This is a genomic window from Noviherbaspirillum sp., from assembly GCF_036846085.1.
Lineage (GTDB): Bacteria > Pseudomonadota > Gammaproteobacteria > Burkholderiales > Burkholderiaceae_D > Noviherbaspirillum.
On the sequence record NZ_DAIUCO010000088.1, the window covers coordinates 1 to 18286 of the forward strand.

The 18286-nt window shown below is 55.9% G+C and carries 15 protein-coding genes; 6 read left to right on the forward strand and 9 right to left on the reverse strand.

Translation table 11 applies throughout. The features are described 5' to 3' along the window. Positions 1–292: 292 nt before the first annotated feature. A complete protein-coding gene (locus V7080_RS12075) occupies positions 293–565 on the reverse strand; it encodes a hypothetical protein (RefSeq protein ID WP_334188645.1) in 273 nt (90 codons plus the stop codon). A 576-nt stretch (positions 566–1141) separates the two neighbouring features. On the opposite strand from V7080_RS12075, the gene V7080_RS12080 reads away from it, so the two are divergent. Together V7080_RS12080 and V7080_RS12085 are read left to right on the forward strand one after the other, a co-directional pair. Next, entirely contained in the window at positions 1142–2644 is a 1503-nt protein-coding gene (locus V7080_RS12080) for a methyl-accepting chemotaxis protein (protein ID WP_334188646.1), read from the forward strand. A 160-nt stretch (positions 2645–2804) separates the two neighbouring features. Next, complete coding sequence (locus tag V7080_RS12085; protein ID WP_334188647.1) at positions 2805–4583, forward strand: carboxylesterase/lipase family protein; 1779 nt, start codon at positions 2805–2807, stop codon at positions 4581–4583. A 293-nt stretch (positions 4584–4876) separates the two neighbouring features. On the opposite strand, the gene V7080_RS12090 is transcribed toward V7080_RS12085, so the two are convergent. Both V7080_RS12090 and V7080_RS12095 read right to left on the reverse strand, forming a co-directional pair. Then, positions 4877–5851 carry a sensor domain-containing diguanylate cyclase gene (locus tag V7080_RS12090; protein WP_334188648.1) on the reverse strand — a complete coding sequence of 325 codons (975 nt, stop codon included), beginning with the start codon at positions 5849–5851 and terminating at the stop codon, positions 4877–4879. A 22-nt stretch (positions 5852–5873) separates the two neighbouring features. Beyond that, entirely contained in the window at positions 5874–6887 is a 1014-nt protein-coding gene (locus V7080_RS12095) for an AraC family transcriptional regulator (RefSeq protein WP_334188649.1), read from the reverse strand. Positions 6888–7441: 554 nt separating this feature from the next. Here V7080_RS12095 and V7080_RS12100 point away from each other — a divergent pair. Both V7080_RS12100 and V7080_RS12105 read left to right on the forward strand, forming a co-directional pair. Next, the gene (locus V7080_RS12100; protein WP_334188650.1) at positions 7442–7936 is read left to right on the forward strand and encodes a DUF1579 domain-containing protein; all 495 of its coding nucleotides are present in this window, start codon (positions 7442–7444) and stop codon (positions 7934–7936) included. Between the two features lie 312 nt (positions 7937–8248). Next, a complete protein-coding gene (locus V7080_RS12105; RefSeq protein ID WP_334188651.1) occupies positions 8249–8701 on the forward strand; it encodes a ferritin-like domain-containing protein in 453 nt (150 codons plus the stop codon). A gap of 128 nt (positions 8702–8829) precedes the next feature. On the opposite strand, the gene V7080_RS12110 is transcribed toward V7080_RS12105, so the two are convergent. Next, a complete protein-coding gene (locus tag V7080_RS12110; RefSeq protein WP_334188652.1) occupies positions 8830–9555 on the reverse strand; it encodes a Crp/Fnr family transcriptional regulator in 726 nt (241 codons plus the stop codon). 430 nt (positions 9556–9985) lie between these two features. Next, entirely contained in the window at positions 9986–10201 is a 216-nt protein-coding gene (locus V7080_RS12115) for a hypothetical protein (RefSeq protein ID WP_334188653.1), read from the reverse strand. Positions 10202–10420: 219 nt separating this feature from the next. Here V7080_RS12115 and V7080_RS12120 point away from each other — a divergent pair, with 219 nt between their 5' ends. Next, entirely contained in the window at positions 10421–12769 is a 2349-nt protein-coding gene (locus V7080_RS12120; protein WP_442947220.1) for a hybrid sensor histidine kinase/response regulator, read from the forward strand. A gap of 182 nt (positions 12770–12951) precedes the next feature. Here V7080_RS12120 and V7080_RS12125 read toward each other — a convergent pair whose 3' ends face one another. Beyond that, positions 12952–13407: a fasciclin domain-containing protein gene (locus V7080_RS12125; protein ID WP_334188655.1), complete on the reverse strand. Its 456-nt coding sequence runs from the start codon at positions 13405–13407 to the stop codon at positions 12952–12954. Positions 13408–13585: 178 nt separating this feature from the next. Here V7080_RS12125 and V7080_RS12130 point away from each other — a divergent pair, with 178 nt between their 5' ends. Then, the gene (locus tag V7080_RS12130) at positions 13586–14554 is read left to right on the forward strand and encodes a MerR family transcriptional regulator (RefSeq protein WP_334188656.1); all 969 of its coding nucleotides are present in this window, start codon (positions 13586–13588) and stop codon (positions 14552–14554) included. A gap of 130 nt (positions 14555–14684) precedes the next feature. On the opposite strand, the gene V7080_RS12135 is transcribed toward V7080_RS12130, so the two are convergent. The 3 genes from V7080_RS12135 to V7080_RS12145 form a co-directional block, all read right to left on the reverse strand. Further along, positions 14685–15320 (reverse strand): SAM-dependent methyltransferase, encoded by a 636-nt coding sequence (locus tag V7080_RS12135; RefSeq protein WP_334188657.1) that lies wholly within the window; start codon positions 15318–15320, stop codon positions 14685–14687. Positions 15321–15504: 184 nt separating this feature from the next. Then, positions 15505–16041, reverse strand: coding sequence for a hypothetical protein (locus tag V7080_RS12140; RefSeq protein ID WP_334188658.1), 537 nt, complete (start codon positions 16039–16041; stop codon positions 15505–15507). A gap of 262 nt (positions 16042–16303) precedes the next feature. Further along, positions 16304–17905 carry a peroxidase family protein gene (locus V7080_RS12145; protein WP_334188659.1) on the reverse strand — a complete coding sequence of 534 codons (1602 nt, stop codon included), beginning with the start codon at positions 17903–17905 and terminating at the stop codon, positions 16304–16306. Positions 17906–18286 lie beyond the last annotated feature (381 nt).

Below are 18286 nucleotides of genomic sequence, written 5' to 3' on the forward strand. Positions count from 1 at the left end.
GCACGCACTGCGCAGGGCTTCGCGTGGCAAGAAGTAATGCGGTTAGTCTATCGGTGCCAGTTATGGGCAGCGCTGTCGCACAACCAATTTCTGCAGAAGCTTTCCGCAGGTAGTGGTTCATATCAAATTTCAAGGCATTGTCGCTTGGGGTCGATAACGGCAAGCAGGGAAATGTAGCCGTCGGCCAGTAGCCTACCTTGAGGAAGGGATATTGCGAAGAAGGTGAAGTTGCCCGGATCAGCGCTTATCGCAGCCTGGGGCAATAGTTGAAAAAGAGGTGGCGGGCGCCGGCTTATTCAGGTTTTACCCTGCCTTCCGGAATTACCCGGTAGCCTTCAAACAATTGTCCCGGATATTTTTTCGATATCTCGCCTTGCGCGTTGAGCATTTCCTCATGGGTCATCAGCCTATAAGTCGGCACAGTTTCGTAAATGGCTTCACGGACTCCTGGGAAATGCTCGTTTGGTCGCCATCCAGTCCAGCGCCGGAGTAACCAAACCCTATCCTTCCTGATGTTTTCCTTGATTGCCTCGATTGCTTTGCGTGCTTGGTGGTAATCATCCATAGGGTTCTGGTATTCGATGACATGCCTGTCAGTTGCGCGCCAGCCGCAATCTACATATGACAGTACACGGCAAAAATAGTTTTATTGCATGGATGCTGCAGATGAATGTTGCAGGCAATTGCGCTTCTGGGCAGTTGGATCGACAAACATTTTGCAATGCATAAACCTCCACAGACAGACGACAGCCCGCTATTGGCCAGAATATGCGCCTGCGGCCGTTGCGTTACCCGTATCAACTCCTCTCCTTGAACAAGTCGATTTGCTGGAACATGCATGCATTTTGTCTCGCCACGCCAGTAGTTTGGCCTCCTGTGCAAGCGACGTCCGCACGAGCAGTGCTTATAGTTTATTGGTGCATGCGGATTCAGATAAGCCTGTCGTTTCACGAACTGCCGTACAGGCCTCCAGGTGCTGGCCGTGCTGAATCAGGATTGAACGAGGCGAACATAGCACTTTTTCCTTCCTCGCGAAAAGTCGGAGGGCTCCTGAAAATGACTGGCCGAGCATGGCAGACACCTGGTTGAACAAGCAGGGAAGATGGCTGGAAAGCACGAACGGAAACTAGTGGAGAAAGCGATGCGTTTCGCCCGAATCAAAGTCGGCACGCTCATGCTTGCCGGCGGCGGTGCAGTTTTTTGTGCCTTTCTGGTTATTGAATCGCTAGTCGCATTTGCGCTTTTCAATAACCTGGGTGATGTCGCCCTCTTGCGCCTTGTTTTTGGCTTGACCTTGGCAACCCATGCGGTCTTTGCCGTGATCATGTGGATGGCAAAGAGGATGTTAAAGGATGCAGTACATGAAGCGGTAGCAGTTGCCAGGGGTGTAGCGGATGGAAACCTCGCTGATCCGGTAAGGATCGACGGGAGCGGTGAATTGGACGAATTGATGCGCGGGCTTCACAGCATCAGCGAGAGCATGTTCAGCATAGTAAGCCAGGTTCGATCCGGGACAACGACAATAGCAACGGCGGCCGGGATGATCACGAGCGACAATGCAGCCCTCGCATCCCGTACACAGGACCAATCGGCGTCACTGGAGAAAACTGCTTCCTCACTCGAAGAACTTACATCCGCTGTGTCCCAGAACGCAGACAACGCGGAACAGGCGAATACGCTGGCAACTGCCGCCGCCGGCTCCGCCCTCAAAGGCGGAAAAATCGTCGGCAACGTTGTTTCCACCATGCGCGGTATTCAGGACAGTTCGCGCAAGGTCGCTGAGATTATCAGCGTGATTGATGGCATCGCATTTCAGACGAATATCCTGGCATTGAACGCGGCAGTCGAGGCGGCACGGGCGGGTGAACAGGGACGTGGCTTTGCAGTCGTCGCGTCGGAGGTGCGCACGCTTGCGCAACGATCGGCCACCGCCGCAAGGGAAATCAAGGGGCTCATTTCGGATTCTGTCGCGAAAACGGACGCCGGTGGCGAACTGGTCGGTCAGGCCGGTACTGCCATGAGCGAAATCGTGGAGTCCGTCCAGCATCTTGCCGACCTGATGGGGGACATTACGGCGGCAAGCCGGGAGCAGCGTGCCGGTATCGAAGAGATAAATCGCGCGGTGATGCGGATCGATACCTCTACCCAGCAAAATTCCGCCCTGGTGAATGATGTGTCCAAAGGTCTCGCACAATTGAACGAGCAGGCGGTAACCCTGACCGAGGCTGTTTCAAGCTTCAATCTGGGTGTACGTGAATACGGAAATGCCGAAGAGGCCGTCGAGATGGTAAGACGGGGCGTTGAATTTGCACGGATCAACGGGAAGCAGGCGTTGATCGCAGACGTCAACATATTAAGCAAAGGGCGGTTCATCGACCGTGATCTTTACCTGAGTGTTTATTCGGGCGACTGTATTGTCCTGGCGCACGGCTCCAACCCCCGGTTGGTCGGCGTTGACGGAAAAACCTTCAAGGATGTCGAAGGAAAGTTCTTTATCAAGGATATCGTTGCCAGGGCAAAGGCCAATGGCACAGGGTGGGTGGACTATAAATGGAACCATCCAGTGACAAAGAAGATGCTGGTAAAAGCGTCGTATTTTGAGGTCGCGGACGATGCGGTAATCGCCTGCGGATTCTATAAATGACGTTGTATTGAAGAAGAGTCGGGGCAGTAAATCCGGGTGCGTCAACAGGGATGGGTATTTCACGTAGTCAGCGGTTGGACCGCTGGCATCAACCCATCAGTCTGTACAGCCCGTGGCAGGGAAAAATGAATAGTAAAAACCCACAATGGAGACGAGTGTCATGAGAGAAGTACGTTTGAAGAAGCTGTTTCATCCGTCAGCACGCCTTTTTGCAACGGCAGGCATTGCAATTTCCCTGCTCAGTGCATGCGGCGGAAGCGACAATCCAGTTGCACCAATAGTGACTTCGCCGGTGGTGAAGTCAACGTCATACGGCCAGATTGAAGGTGTCGACAACGCCGGAACGTCAGGCACTTATGCCTGGAAAGGCGTGCCGTTTGCCAAGGCGCCTGTCGGCGCGTTGCGCTGGAGGGCGCCGGTCGATCCGGACTCATGGACGGCAACCCGCGCGACAAAGGAATTCGGGAATGCCTGCGCGCAATACGGCCGTATTTACGGTCCGGGAGCGAACAATCGCTATGACGAAACGATCGGCACCACGCTGAACCAGGCTGTCGGCAGCGAAGACTGCCTGTATCTCAATATCTGGCGCCCGTCGACGACCGAAACCAACCTTCCGGTCATTGTCTTTTTCCATGGCGGCAGCAATGTGTCGGGCTATACGGCCGATCCGATGTATGACGGCGCCAATCTTGCACGCACCGCAAATGCGGTGGTGGTCACACCCAATTTCCGGCTTGGCATTTTCGGCTTCTTCAATGCGGCTGCACTGAGGACCGGCACCGATGCGGCCACTGATTCCGGCAACTACGCGATCCTCGACAGCATCAAGGCGCTTCAGTTCATTAACCGGAATATCGCTTCCTTTGGCGGCAATGCATCCAATGTGACCATCATGGGTGAATCGGCCGGTGCGATCAACGTGTACGCGTTGCAGACTTCGCCGATGATGGTGAATGCGAATCCGAAGCTGTTCAACAAGATCGTGCCGATGAGCGGCGGCCTGGGTCTCGCCTCCAATCTGCCGGCGGGAAGCATTCCGCTGATGAATCCGGTCTCCACCGCAGTCTCACAAGGCACTGCGATGTTGCACAATCTGCTGATTGCTGATGGCAGGGCGACGGACACCGCGTCGGCACAGGCTTATGTGGCCACGCAAACCAATGCACAGATTGCCGACTATTTGCGCTCGAAGAGCCCGAGCGCGCTGTTCACGACACTGCTTACCCGGGTCGCCGCGCTGGGGCTGAGCGGATCAGGTCCGATACCGGAAGGCGCGGTCGTGACCACCGACGCGATTGCGGCAATCAATGCCGGGAATTACGTCAAGGGTCCGGTACTGGCCGGCAATACGCGTGACGAAGGCAAGCTGTTTCCGTCTTTCCTGCCCCTGGTGGGCGGAACCGGCAATGCCCGCGTGGTGACCGACGCAGCATTGTTTGCAAATCATTTCAGCTACAACCCGGATGCTCCTGCGCAGACAACCATCGAGCAGTGGATTTCGGCTTCCTACCTGCCGGTCGATGCGCCGGTGACCGGCTTTACCGCACGTGCGCAGCAGCTCAACAACGCATTCTTCCTGTCCAACCGCGACGTGATCCTGAATGCCTTGAAGGCGAAGCAACCGGAAGTCTGGTATTACCAGTTCAACTGGGACGAACAGCCGGCGCCCTGGAACCAGATTTACGGAGCCGCGCACTTGTTCGACCTTCCTTTTGTGTTCGGCAATTTCGGACCGTCGCTGATGGCAAATATCATGAACACGACCGCCAACCGCGCCGGCAGACTGGACCTGTCGAATGCCATGATGCGGAGTATCGGTACATTCGCAAGAATCGGCAATCCGAACGATCCGGCATTGGGCACGACCTGGCCTGCCTGGCCGCAGAAGCTGCTGTTTGACGCAAACCTTACCCAAAAGCAGATCTCTGTTGAATAAGAGAAGGGAGTCAGGTTTGCTCTATCTATCAGACTCCCATGCAAATTTCTGCGGACGACTTTTCCGATAAGGTATCGTCACTGTCTGTCCAGTTTGAACAAAGGCCCGTTTTTGCGGGCCTTTGCCTACCCTGTCATTGCATCTGAATGACGCAGCGACCACGACGATCATTCAGATGCATTCAGTCCTGCCCAATCGCTCATCGTGGAGCTATCGATGATCCAGCCAGGCAAACCGGTTCGGCGGCTTTGGGATATTGAATCCTTGATGCCCAATGCGGAGCCCAGGATCAGTCAAGGATCCGGGGCAACGATGCAATTTTTCCCGTTCAGCTTGGCCTTGTATAACGCAGCATCAGCGCGGCTGAAGGTGTTCTCGACTTCTTCGCCGTCCTGGTATGTCGCCACGCCGATCGACGTAGTGAGCCTGATGCCGGCAGCAAGTGTGTCCCAGGCGTGATGTTCGACGGCATTTCGGATGCGCTGCAGCAGACCTGTTGCGGCCGAAGCGGTCACATTGTTCATCACGATGACAAACTCGTCTCCGCCATACCGGGCCAGGTAATCGACGACACGAATTTCTGATTTGGCAATCCTGGCAAATGCCTTGATGACCTCATCACCGATCGTATGACCGAATCGATCGTTCACCGACTTGAATCCATCCAGGTCGAGGACCGCGATGCTGAAGGGCAGGCGGGTGCGGTTGAAAAGCTGCTGCTCCATTTCCAGCTTGTTTTTCAAATCGCGCCGGTTGCCAACTCCTGTCATCTCGTCATGTACCGTCAGTTCACGAAGCCGCTCCATTGCACTTTCAAGTTCGGCGGTTCTTTGGGTGACAAGCCGCTCAAGCTGATTCCGGTATTGCAGCAATTCCTGTTCCGCTTGATGACGTGCCGTGATGTCTCGCACCACGGCGACCAGCAACAATTCATCCTGCATCTTGAATGTTGCGAGCGACGCCTCGACAAGAATATGTTCTCCATTCTTCTTGCGAAAGTAGGTCGTGATGGATATCTTGTCCTGGTGTTGCAGCGCTTCGACTGCGGCATCCCGATCCTTCTCGCTTACCCACAGCTGGATGCTTGCGGATGTTCTACCGATCACTTCTTCCCGCCGGTAGCCGATCATATTTTCAAACCCGAGATTCACATCGATGAACTTACCCGTTTCCATATTTGAAAAGGTGGCGTAGTCCGGCATTGCATGAAAAATGCGCCGATACTTTTCCATCTCTTCCGGAAAAACCTGATCGTCTGGCAAAGCCATCATTTATCCGTATGGGAAAAATTTATTCATGCGTCATACGGCTGCGATATTCGCCGGGCGTCGTATTGAACCACCGCTTGCAGGCACGGTAGAAAGTACTTTGATCTGCGAATCCGAGCAGGTAAGCGACTTGTGCCAACGTGAGATCACTTTTCCGCAGATATTGTTCGGCAAGCTTGCAGCGAGTGTCGTCCACGAGTTCATTGAATGACGTACCTTCCTCGTGCAAGCGGCGCTGAAGGGTCCGTTCGCTCAGGCACATTTTCTTCGCGAGATCCGCCCGCAATGGATCGCCGCCCGGAAGCCGGCGAATAATCAGTTCACGGACTTTGTGGCTGATGCCAGTCGTCGCAAGGCGTTGCAGATGCTCCCCCGCCATGCGGTCGACCATGGCGGCCAACTCGGCGTTTGCCATGGGAAGTGGTGCGTTGAGGTCCGCGGCTGCAAAATGGATCTGATGGGTGCCCGCGTTGAAGCGCAAGGGGCAGCGAAAGGCATCCTCATAGGCCTTGGTATTGGCCGGTGAAGGATACGGAAAATCCACTGCGGACGGTTGAATGTTACGAGCGGTCAGCCAGCGGCAAAGATTGAGGATCGTTATCAGGACAAACTCAATTCGCGCCCTCGGTACGGGGCGCCCGTTGCCTTCCAGGGTCAGCGTCAGGCGATATCCTCCCTGTTCCTTGTGCAACTCGATATTGGCGGCATCACTGACGATTCGAAGGTATCGCAGGAATCGCTCGAGCCCCGCAAGCAAGTGGGGACAGGACATCATCACGTAGGCAATCGAATCGAAGCTGACAGGATGCGCAAGATCCGGCCTGGCCAGTCCGATGTCCGGATTTCCCGACGACTCCACCGCCAGATCCCATAGCGTGCTGACTTTTTCCGGCAGAAATCGCGCATCACTATTGTTCAGGTCTTCGATATTCAATCCCGCTTTTCGGAATAAAGCAGGCGTGTTCAATTCAAGTGCCTGAAATAGTTCGACGATTCCTTTTACCCAAGCAGCGGAAACCGTTCCTGCAGGTACCATGCCTCGTTACCCCTCGTCTCTCTGTCCCAGTGGTTTCTTGTATTTTTTATAACTGGCTGATTATTTTTCTTGGCTTATGTCGCCTCTGTTGTCGGACCCGTAGTTGAGCTGTTGCCGTACAACCCAGTTTTTGCCCTCCGTAGTTATACATGCGTCAATCCGATTCTTCAACAGCAAGTTGCAGGGCGAAAAAGTTCGGTTTCTGCCCTTTTTGCCGGAGGAAGGCATTCGCCGGGCCTCCCTCCGATGATAATTTTGCAATTTCATCTATATGAAGGCGTAAATGCTCTTAAAGTGGGGGACCTTGCAAAGGTCGATGGTATTTTTACGGAAATCGGAAGTAAGGGCGCCGAAACCGGCTCACATATCCTCTCCTCTGTCGCATACACCAACCTCCAGGTTGGTTACCACGGACTCTTCTCGCATGATCGCTTTGGGTCGAGAGCGCCGGCGGCAGGGGGGGGCCGAAGACCCATTGTCCAAAGTGGAACGGGGCATTGCTAAACTAGTCTGGATTTTGCGATGTATAACAAGTTGGCTCTCAAGGAAAACGCATGGCTCTCGAAACACTCCCCTCCGCTCCCACCGACTTTGACTTTGTCATTGGAGATTGGCGGGTGAAGCATCGCAGGCTCAAGGAACGGCTGGCAAATTGCAATGAGTGGATCGAGTTCGACGGCAAAATGTCTACCCGAAAGATTTTGGGTGGATATGGCAATGTCGAGGACAACGTCCTTTATTTCCCGGAAGGCGAGTTCCGTGCCGTCGCACTTCGCTCATACGATATAACCAAGGGAACATGGTCTATCTGGTGGTTGGATGGTCGTTTTCCCGATCGCATTGACGTTCCGGTTGTCGGAAGTTTCAAGGACCGTGTCGGCGTCTTCCTCGCAAGAGATCTCGTTGCGGGTGTTCCTGTGACAGTCCGCTTCATTTGGTCGCAGGTGAGTGCCGACGAACTGCGATGGGAGCAGGCATTTTCGACCGATGAAGGTTCAACCTGGGAAACCAACTGGACCATGGCCTTCTACCGTGGGTCAGAGAGCTGACCATTCATGCAGGCCGACGCCGCGTTGAAGCCTGGCTTAAATCAAATACCATCAGCGGCTGGCTTCGAAAAGGGGAGATTGCCCACAGGAGTCGATCGTACTTTCCTTCCACCGCCGGTGCCAGAGCCGTTCGTTAGATTCCATTGAGAAAGCCGAAATCGACTCCCGGCGCGGCGAGATATGCCGCTTGTTGCAGATTTACCCATCAATTCATTCCGCCAATAAGAACTTGGCACGGTTTCTGCCGTCTTTCATTCAGCATGTTATTTCCTCCACATGCCAAACCGTTACCTAACCGCAAGAGGTGAATATATGGAAAAGAATGACGTAATCTCAACCCTGAACGACTTGATCCAAACCTGCAAAGACGGGGTGGAAGGATTTCGCACCTGCGCCGAGGATATAAAAAACCCGGAATTGAAAGCCTACTTCAACGATCGGGCCGAGCGTTGCACCCGCGCTGCGGAAGAGTTGCAAGACCTGGTCATCGCCTATGGCGGCGACCCTGCAACGTCATCGCATCTAAGCGGCACATTGCATCGCCGCTGGGTAGACGTTCGCGCTGCGATCACCGGGAAGAGCGAGCAGGACGTGCTGGATGAATGCGAACGGGGCGAAGACGTCGCCAAGCATTACTATGAAGCCGCTCTCAAGAAGGAACTGCCTGAAGACGTTCGTCTGATCGTGGAAGACCAATACAGTGGTGTTCAGCTGAACCACGACCAGGTAAAGAGCATGCGCAACCAGGCACGTGCGCGTCCGTAATCTGATCTTCCAAAGGAGGCGTGAACCGCCTCCTTCCTTAACCGTGCGGCACGCGCCGAACTGATCGCCAGCAAGAACTGACCGCTAACACGGCGGCGGATCGAGTTTCAGTCCAGGCGTCGGAGCGATCAAGCCCTGGGTGTCGGTTCAGGCAAATGATCGCGGGAGAATGCCATCGCGCGATAGCAGTCGCAGCTGATTTCTTCGATCCTGTCCCCCTTTAGAAGGGTGATGTACCCGTCGGCATAGCGAAGCAGGCCGGCATGCACAAAGGTGTTCGCAACCAGGTTCACCTTTGATCGGGACTCTCCCAGCATGTAAGTCAGGAACTCGGTGTTGAGCGAAAAGTGATCACTGCCCGCGCGATCGCGCATCATCAGCGTCCAGCGGGCAAAACGCTCTTCCGTCGAATGCATGCGATTGCAGGCGGCAGTCCGCGCAATCTGGCTTATGTATGTTCTCATGTACTGATTCGAGATCCTGCGAAGGGGCGTGTCGCCGTCAATCGCTTGCTGGAACACTGCCACTCGCATCCGCGCACTTTTTCCGGGGACCTGGCAAATGCAGTTCTCGACTGCGACGCTGCCGCCAATCAAAAGGTCGCAGCCAGTGAAGCCCTCGTTGCCAATCGAAGCAACTTCGACGGAGATGTCGTTTCTCAATGGCGTAATGACGGACATGACGCAGGATATCGGGAAGTAGACGTGACGAAACTCTCTATTGCGCTTGAATGCAGCTTCTCGAATAGAGACCTCTACAACTTCGATATGCGCGCTCAGCGGCTCATACTCCTGCGGCGAAAGTCTGCCTAAAAGCCGATTTCCGGATTGCGATGGATCTGATTGAACTGACATGACGGCTCCACTTCGGAAAGTATCCCGAATCACTTGTGCTATTGCCTTGGGCTAGCGGATTCAGCGGAGCAAGTGCGTGAGATAGGACGGATGTATAGCCGTATAAATCACCGCGCGGTTGCGAGGGGAACCAATGGAATTCTCAAGGGATAGGGTATCCACTCTCCAATAGATCATGCATGGAACAAATCGTTCTTGAGAATTAGGCAATTGGTGGCGTGCATATTGACCGCAATAGAAAGAACTTCCGAAGTTTCTCCCGCCGATTGATAAGGAACATGCCGCAGGGCTTTAGTCTTGAAGAATGACTACACGGCGCTGAATGACAGGAAATACGCCTCTGTTGAAATTAGGCATTGATCACGGCATGACCTCGAAACCCTTCATCGGAGAGACAGCGTACGCAGCCGCTCACGAACTCCTAACAAAATCATTTCTGAATTAGCAGGAAGCGGCCTTTGAGGCGTTTGATCGTCACGTAGGCGTGCGTGACTGAAACCGGTAAACGGCGGAACTGGATAGGCGCCGGATTCGCAAATGGAGGAATCGTATGGACGCTTTTCCTGCGGAAGTTTTTGTCGGCGCAGCAATTGCACGAGGCATTCAAGGCGCCTGCCCAATGCGCGAGAAAGGTTGTTGCCGGCATGCCATCCAGGGTTCCCGAAAAATGGCTGGCTTCACGTTTCGCGAAATATAGGCAAATTAAACATACGTTGTTTTGCTATTGTGCGTAAGATGAACTGGCGTTCTTCAAAACTGTTTGTCAGCAGTAATCAGTGCATACCATTTGTAGCGGGTCATAAGCCATCCGGCACTTCCTTGACCCCACATTTGTACTGATATCGCAATACGCCTTTCTTCGTTCATCTCCCAAAATAAAGAATCCATCCTTAGTCAATGGGAAAATTTTGCCCGTACCATCGAACCACCAGCGCTCACCATGGATGCAGAAGCGCTGCGTGACCATGCGTCGTTCATGCTGGACATCATCATCAACGACCTTGAAACGCCCCAGACACCGTTCCAGCAGTCGGAAAAATCGATGGAGCGGGGACCTGCAAACACCCAGGAAACCTACGCCGAGACACACGCCAGTGGACGGCTGGAATCCGGTTATACGATTTCCCAGCTGGTGTCGGAGTATCGTGCGCTGCGTGCCAGCGTATTGAAGCTTTGGGCTGCCAATGCGCGGGCTGGACTGCTGACCGACCCTGACGACGTGACCCGCTTCAATGAAGCCATTGATCAGGTGCTTGCCGAGTCCGTCGCCCGGTTTGCGGATATGACGCTGGAACGAGCGGAAATTGAACGACAGCGTCTCGATGCAGTGCTACATGCTGCGCCTGTTGGCATCACGCTGGCAGATCACAGTGGCAAGTTCATTTTGACCAATCCGGAGAACGGTCGCATCTGGGGTGACCATCCCCTGACCGGAGACATGGATGCGCAACGACAGTGGAAGGGATGGTGGGCGGATGGCTCGGACAAGCATGGACAACCAGTCAAGCCGCATGAGTGGGCTCAGGTGCGTGCGCTGGCTGGCGAGGAATCACCGCGCGACATCATTGAAATCGAACCCTTCGGGTCGCCTGGTGTGCGGCGCACGATCCTGTTTCATAGGACGCCGGTGCGGGATGCGATCAGCAGGGTTGTCGGTTCGGTCGTTGCCCAGATGGATATCACGGAACTCGTCAAAGCGGAGGCCGCATTGCGCGAAAGCGAAGCGAAATTTCGTGCCATTGCCAATGCCATGCCGCAGATGGTGTGGTCCACATTGCCGGACGGGCGTCATGATTTTTTCAATCAGCAATGGTACGACTTCATTGGGGAGCCAGACGGCTCCACCACCGGGGACGGGTGGAATGAGATGTTTCACCCTGAAGATCAGCCAAGGGCATGGGAAGTATGGCAACGCTGCCTGGCAACGGGTGAATCGTACGAGATCCAATACCGGCTGCGGCATCATTCCGGAGAATACCGTTGGACGCTCGGCAGAGCGTTGCCGATCCGTGATGACGCTGGAATCATCGGCCGTTGGATGGGCACCTGCACCGATATTCATGACCAGAAGATCGCCGAGGAAAAGCTAAGGGATGCAGACGCCCGGAAGGACGAATTTCTTGCGATGCTTGCCCATGAGCTGCGGAATCCGCTGGCCCCCATTAGTACGGCAGCCAGGATGCTGAGCACCGCCAGGGTGGATGAGGCAACGGTCAGGCGCACGAGTGAAATTATTACCCGCCAGGTCAGGCATATGACGAGTCTGGTGGACGACCTGTTGGACGTGTCACGGGTTACCCGCGGGTTAATCGATCTGGAAAAGATGCCGGTAGACATTCATCGTATCGTCGCCGATGGGGTGGAGCAGGTAAACCCGTTGATGCAGTTCCGCCGCCACCACCTGATGCTGCATGTGCCTCCGGAGACGGCAATGGTCATGGGAGATAACAAGCGGCTGGTCCAGGTCCTGGCCAATATCCTGACCAATGCAGCCAAATATACCCATGATGGCGGCAACATTCTATTGAAGACGCGGGTGGAAGTGGATTCCATCATCCTCAGTGTCGAGGATGATGGAATCGGCATGGCACCTGATCTCCTGGGGCGCGTATTCGATCTGTTTGCGCAAGCAGAGAGGACATCGGATCGCTCTTCGGGTGGACTCGGGTTGGGACTCGCACTGGTCAAAAGCCTGGTCGAGCTCCATGGCGGAACAGTCTCCTGCGCAAGTGGAGGGGCCGGCCTCGGCAGTCAGTTCAAGGTATGTCTGCCAAGGCTGATGGAACCGGATCAGAAGATAGAGCGGCGCAGTCAGGGGCGCGATGTCGTCGCTGCAAACGCGCCATTGAAGATTCTGGTCGTCGATGACAACGTCGATGCCGCGCAGATGCTATCGATGTATTTGACGACGTCAGGGCACAATGTGTTGATAGAGCACCAATCATTGCGCGCACTCCAAACGGCGAGAATCGAAAAGCCGGACGTCTACCTTCTTGATATCGGTATTCCGGAAATGGACGGGAATGAGCTGGCGCAACGACTTCGGGCGCATCCTGAAACGGCCAAAGCCGTTCTTATCGCGGTGACCGGGTATGGACAGGAGCATGATCGCCAGAAGTCTTTCGCCTCCGGGTTCGATCACCATATGGTCAAGCCGGTCGATATGGCGAAGCTTGCCGCTGTGCTTGCTTTGGTTGATGTCAATCCGGCGTAAGGCGGTACAGGTCAGCTTCTGCTTGTCTGGCTGCCTGTCTCGGGTTGAAAGCGGCAGAGGTGCCCGAGCGGGCAAGCTGCCATTTTCAACTATTCGACATTCATGCAAATAATGTGGCCAACCGCGCCAGTGCGAATGAAGCGGGCCCGTCCGGGAGCGGACCCGCTACGAATGCCTGACGTTTAATTGGGCATGACAACCTTGTCGATGACGTGGATGACGCCGTTGTCCGCGAGGACATCCGTCTTCACGACGTTGGCATTGTTCACGCCAACTTTCCCTCCTTTCATGCTGACCGTCAGCGGGCTGCCTTCGACAGTTTTGACAGCGCCTGCCTTCACGTCCGAAGCCATGACTTTGCCCGGCACGACGTGGTACGTCAGGACCTTGGTCAGCGCCGCTTTGTCCTTCAGCAGCGCGTCAAGTTTTTCCTTTGGAATGCTGGCAAATGCTTCGTCGGTCGGGGCGAAGACAGTGAACGGCCCCGGTCCTTTCAGGGTGTCCACCAATCCCGCAGCCTGTACTGCGGCGATAAGGGTGTTGAATGAACCTGCCGACTTGGCGGTATCAACGATGTCGGCAGCCTGGGCGGCGCCGAATGTAACGACGAGCGATGTTGCCAAAATAAACTTTTTCATTGCAGACTCCTGTCATACGTAAGATGAACCGCCGCACACTGCGGCGGGCCTGAGAGTGACTAAGGGGACCCGGAAAGTGTGAACCGGGTATGTGCTTAATTTATGCCTAAAATGGCTTAGCGTCCATGATTTGAACCGGTATAATTAGTATATTAACGGTTCAAAAACGGTTCAATCCATGAAGAAACCCCCAGCAATCGAGCAGTCCCAACCGGCCGCCGAGGATAATCGTGTCGCCTACCGCAGTGGCGTGGCGGCGCGGCTTGCCGGCCTCTCCGCGGAAACATTGCGCGTCTGGGAGCGTCGCTACGACCTGTCCGATACCGAGCGTTCGACGAGCGGGCAGCGCCTGTATTCAGCCGAGCAGGTGCGGCGGCTCGGCCTGCTCAAACAGCTGGTGGACCAAGGTCATGCGATCGGCGTACTGGCAAGGCTGCCGATTGAACAATTGCAGGAATTGACCAAGCCGCGTGCCGGCGACGCGCAGGTGGCAGGGCCCCTGCGGGTGGCAGTCATCGGCGATGGCCTCGTCAGGCGGATTGCGGCCGCCGGGCGAGAGGGCGCAGAGCTTGCGGTTCAGTGCAGTTGCTCACGGCTGGAGCATGCCGCATCGTTGCGCAAGGATGCGGACGTCGAGCTTCTGCTGGTCGAGTTATCCGAACTCGATGACGATGCGCTGCCGATGATTGCGTCGGCGCGCGAGGCGTGCGCGGCCGCAGCCGTTGTTGTCCTCTACCGATTCTGCGCGAGCGCCACGATCCGCGCGCTGCGGGCGCAGAACTGCCTGGTCGCGCGCGTTCCGGCCGAACCGGGCGAACTGGTGCTGCTATGTCGTTCAGCACTTGCGGGGGAAAGACTGCCGCCGCCGGAGCGGGTGGACGTGCCCGAGGTGCGCTTCGACGAAGAGATCCTCTCCACGATCACGGCCGCCGGCAACCAGCTGGCCTGCGAATGCCCCCGCCATCTGGCCGATCTCCTGTTGATGGTCGGGAGCTTCGAGCGTTACAGCGCCCAGTGCGCATCCCGCAACGAGGCCGATGCGAAACTGCACCAGGAGTTGCAGCACGCCGCCGGCCGCGCACGCGCCATCCTCGAAATCGCCCTGGAGCGCCTTGCACGCGCGGAAGGGATACCGCTGCCCAGGTAAGTTGGAGGCGCCCAGTAAGGAAGGACAGCAACCGGTTAACAGCGTCATCCGAATACTGGGTAGATCTTTGGCATGCCAATCCGGCCTGCCTTGAAGCGGTCGTCCAGGAACTTCCCCTTCGGCGCGCCTCTCAGCGCGGGTAGGTAAAGCCGGTGCGAATATCCATCGGTACCAGCCGGTTGCCCTCGCGCACCGTCAGCCGCTGCGGCGGTTCGTCGCCTGCCAGTGCGCGCGGCGTAACGGGCAGTCCTTCAGCACTGCGCAACAGTGGGTCGCAGCGTTCGTACACGTTCCGGCAGCCCGTGGCATGCAGGAGCGCCTGCACCACAGGCACCTTCCACAGGTCGACGCCGCCGGCATTGAACTGGCAAACCAGGTAGCCCGCGATGCCGCCATAGCTGTGCACCAGGAGGCCAGGCAGGCCGTCCTTTTCGCCATCGATCAGCTGGAACAGCGCTTGCGGATCAGCGCGGCGCAGCGCATCGGCGCGAAGAAGCACGCCAGCTTGCACGCGTCGCTTTATCATCGCGTGGTCCACCGGTTCGTCCTCGCGCAACGTCCAGACGCGGGCGGCGATTTGCGATTTCGCGTTATAGGCCGCGCGGGCCAGGAACTGGCGAGCCGACGATTGCACGATTGCCGTGGCGCCCGGTTTGTTGCGCTCCTGCGGCTTGCCGTCGACCTTTTCGACGGCGGAGACATAAATCCACGGGTCGCCGGAAAGAAGTCCTTTTTCCTTACCCTGTTTGATGGTGATGATGAGCATGCGCGGCTTTCGTTTTCAGGAACGGGATGATACCGCAAGCCGCCGGCGTCCCCTTTCGCCGCATACTGCTCCTGAAGTGATCTGTCTGGAGCCGTTGCCTTGCAAAAGAGCAGTCATCGGTACAGCGCCTGCGCCGTGGCCGAAACAGGCCAGCGGCGCAGGCTGATCGGCACCATGCGATGCGCTACGAGGTCAGTCCGCGAAGAAGGCTGCTGTCGGTCGAAATCGGCGCTTCGGCCAACCCCGGTGCAGCCTCCACAACCGGCGGGCTCGCCGGCCCAAGTGCGGGCACTGCGTCATCCCACTCCCGGCCCCAGCGCGTTGCCGCAATTGCTATGGCACCAGGGTGGGTGAGTCGTGCCTTGAGTTCGGGAAGGCGGCGCCTCCCGATACGCCTGTCCGCAGCGAGCAGGATGTCCACGATCTGCCAACGGTCGGCGAAAGCGAAGCTAAGCAACTGGTCGGTTGGCGTGTCAATGTACTCACGCAATAAACTCGATATCGACGATACGTCAGTGTCGTAGGGATAGTACGTGGCGTTTTCGCTGAAATCACGCGGGTAATCCCAGATCACGTCCTTGCCCAGCGTGCACCAGTAGCGGGGCAGGTCGGTGCTGCCACTGGCCGATGCCATGCGGTACGCCCGGCACTGGATCTGCAGACGCAGCCCCTCGGCAAAAAGTTTGCTGACCTCGCGCTGGAGTTTGCTCCATGGTTTCACATCTGCCTCGGATTTAAAAAGCTGTGATCATGATAACCGCTGCCGTCGCAATGCCCAGGGAATGGTCTTCGTCTTTGCAGTATCCGTTTTTGAGAGAAACATCAGGCTGGTTTGGGGCGATAGCGGACGCAATTCATTCTCTTCAGTCATTCAATTGATGACACGCCTTAGCATCATTGGTGGCTTTTCTCCTTGTGTGCTTGAAGCGCTAAGATTCAGCCACATGGTGTGCAAGCCTAATTCTTCTGCAGCAGAACCAGCTTTATAGCGGTGGGACCACACCGGCGAATCTCAGGAGATCGGTCATTGTGAATTGCCCGGCGCGCGCCGATGGTAGCGTCGGCGTCCAGTCCGGCGCCGCATTCAAAATTGAAGCGTTGTCGGCTTTGAGCAAACCGACAAATACTTCCCCCACAATCCCGGACCCTACCGGGCCGAGGCGCAAGCCGCCTTCCATCACCTCCGCCTCTCTCAAAATGTAAAAGAAAAGAGGCGTGGAAGTATCCAGCGTATGGCTGCTATCCGCTGCTAAGTGCGAAAGATCGCCAAGCTCCGCAGGCGTAAGGACCCGGAGATTCATTCGACGTGCGATTGCTTGCCCGGACGGCAGGCCAAAATTTACATGTCGCGTGAGCGTGCGAGCTGGGAGTGATTGCAATCCGTCGAAGGGAAGGCCGGGAGAGGGCAATCTTGCTCCAGGCAAATGCATTAGTACGGACGATAATTTCGTATCAATGCGTTTGTTCGGCCGGACATTTCCATCCCCGAAATCGAAGAACGTCTGCCAGTCGACAAATCTTCTCGGCGCCCGTTTTCCACCCCTCAGATCATCCGGATCGGTGGCGTTCGGATTGATCGTGTCGTCAAACACGAAGGCAAAAAAGGGCGAGCCGCTGGTTGGTCCGAAATTAAGCCGATAACTGGGACGTACCTGGGAGTGGCCGAAGCGGTACGCGGCGACGGCGAATTCAACCGGAATGCGTGTCATCCCCCGTCCGTCCGGGCGCTGTTCCGGACGGAAGAATTGCGTCCCCTGCGACAGGATTCTGTCAAGTTGGCGCTGGCCTATCAGCACTGGCAGAAATTCGTGAAGGATGATCCATTGGTAATGCCAGGTGACCAGCCGGCGCGCATCGTTGAAAATCCTGTCCGGCGAAGCCTGCCGATATTCGGGCTGCCGTGCCAGGTGATCGGTGACTGCATTGTGAAACGAGAGCAATGCGAGGTGAAGTTGTGAAAGTATGATGTTCTGGTCATTGCGGCTGTCGCCGATGATGGCTGTGCCGGCTCCGTTGCGCGGCACATCATCGCGGACCGCTCCCCGCCTGGAAACCGCATCCGAGTCGGGAATGGCTTGTACGACGAATCTGATACGGCCCGTACTGGTCTCGTAGAGGTGCGGCGAGTCCGCCGGTCCATCACCATAAAGCGAATCGAGGTCGAATGCCGCAGTACGGAAATTCTGCGTTTGTTCCGGCAATGCGTTTTCATTCAAAAGGGAATTCTTGTCCAGGGTCACGTCGTGATCCAGAAATTGGCCAAGGAACGTCATTCCGGCCGGCATCTGCGGATTGTCCGCATTCCGGGGACTGAAAACAGTCGGATTGAGAATCGATTGCACTGGGTCCGACATATTGTCCTGCGCATTCAGTATGCCATCCCGCGCTCCCAGCAATTGCATGGCGCGCCGCGCCGAATCCGTTTGTTCGGAAAAGGGTGGCAGATCCGGAAACATGCGTGAGAACACATTGTTTGGATCGGGCGGCGCTGAAGGGAAAGGTGCTTCAACTGTTTGGGCGAATGCCCAATCCAGGACAATGCTTAAACAGAAGATAGGCAGAAGTAAAGAATGCAATTTTTTCATGGCAGTTCTCTTGGCGCGCGTTTATCGATGATGGGTTGAAGTCGGCACGCGAGACTGAATTCTTTGCACGTCATTGCGCATTGATACGGCAATGACCGCTGTGCAAATATGGAATCCCGCAATCCCCGGCCACAGCGAAAACTGATCATTGACATACACACTACCGATCGGCAGCGAAGGCGACTCGGCCAGGGCGGACGTTACTTGCCAAGGCGATTTGCCGACAACAATCGACCAAGCGATAGAAGAATGCCGGCTGCCAATGAAAGATCCACTTTAGAGCGAACTTTGCAGTCTAGACAGTGCTTTCCTGGATGCGAGAGCCTTTACCTAACTTTACATCGCGGCTCTGGCACTATCCGATTCCCAATGGAGCAGTAC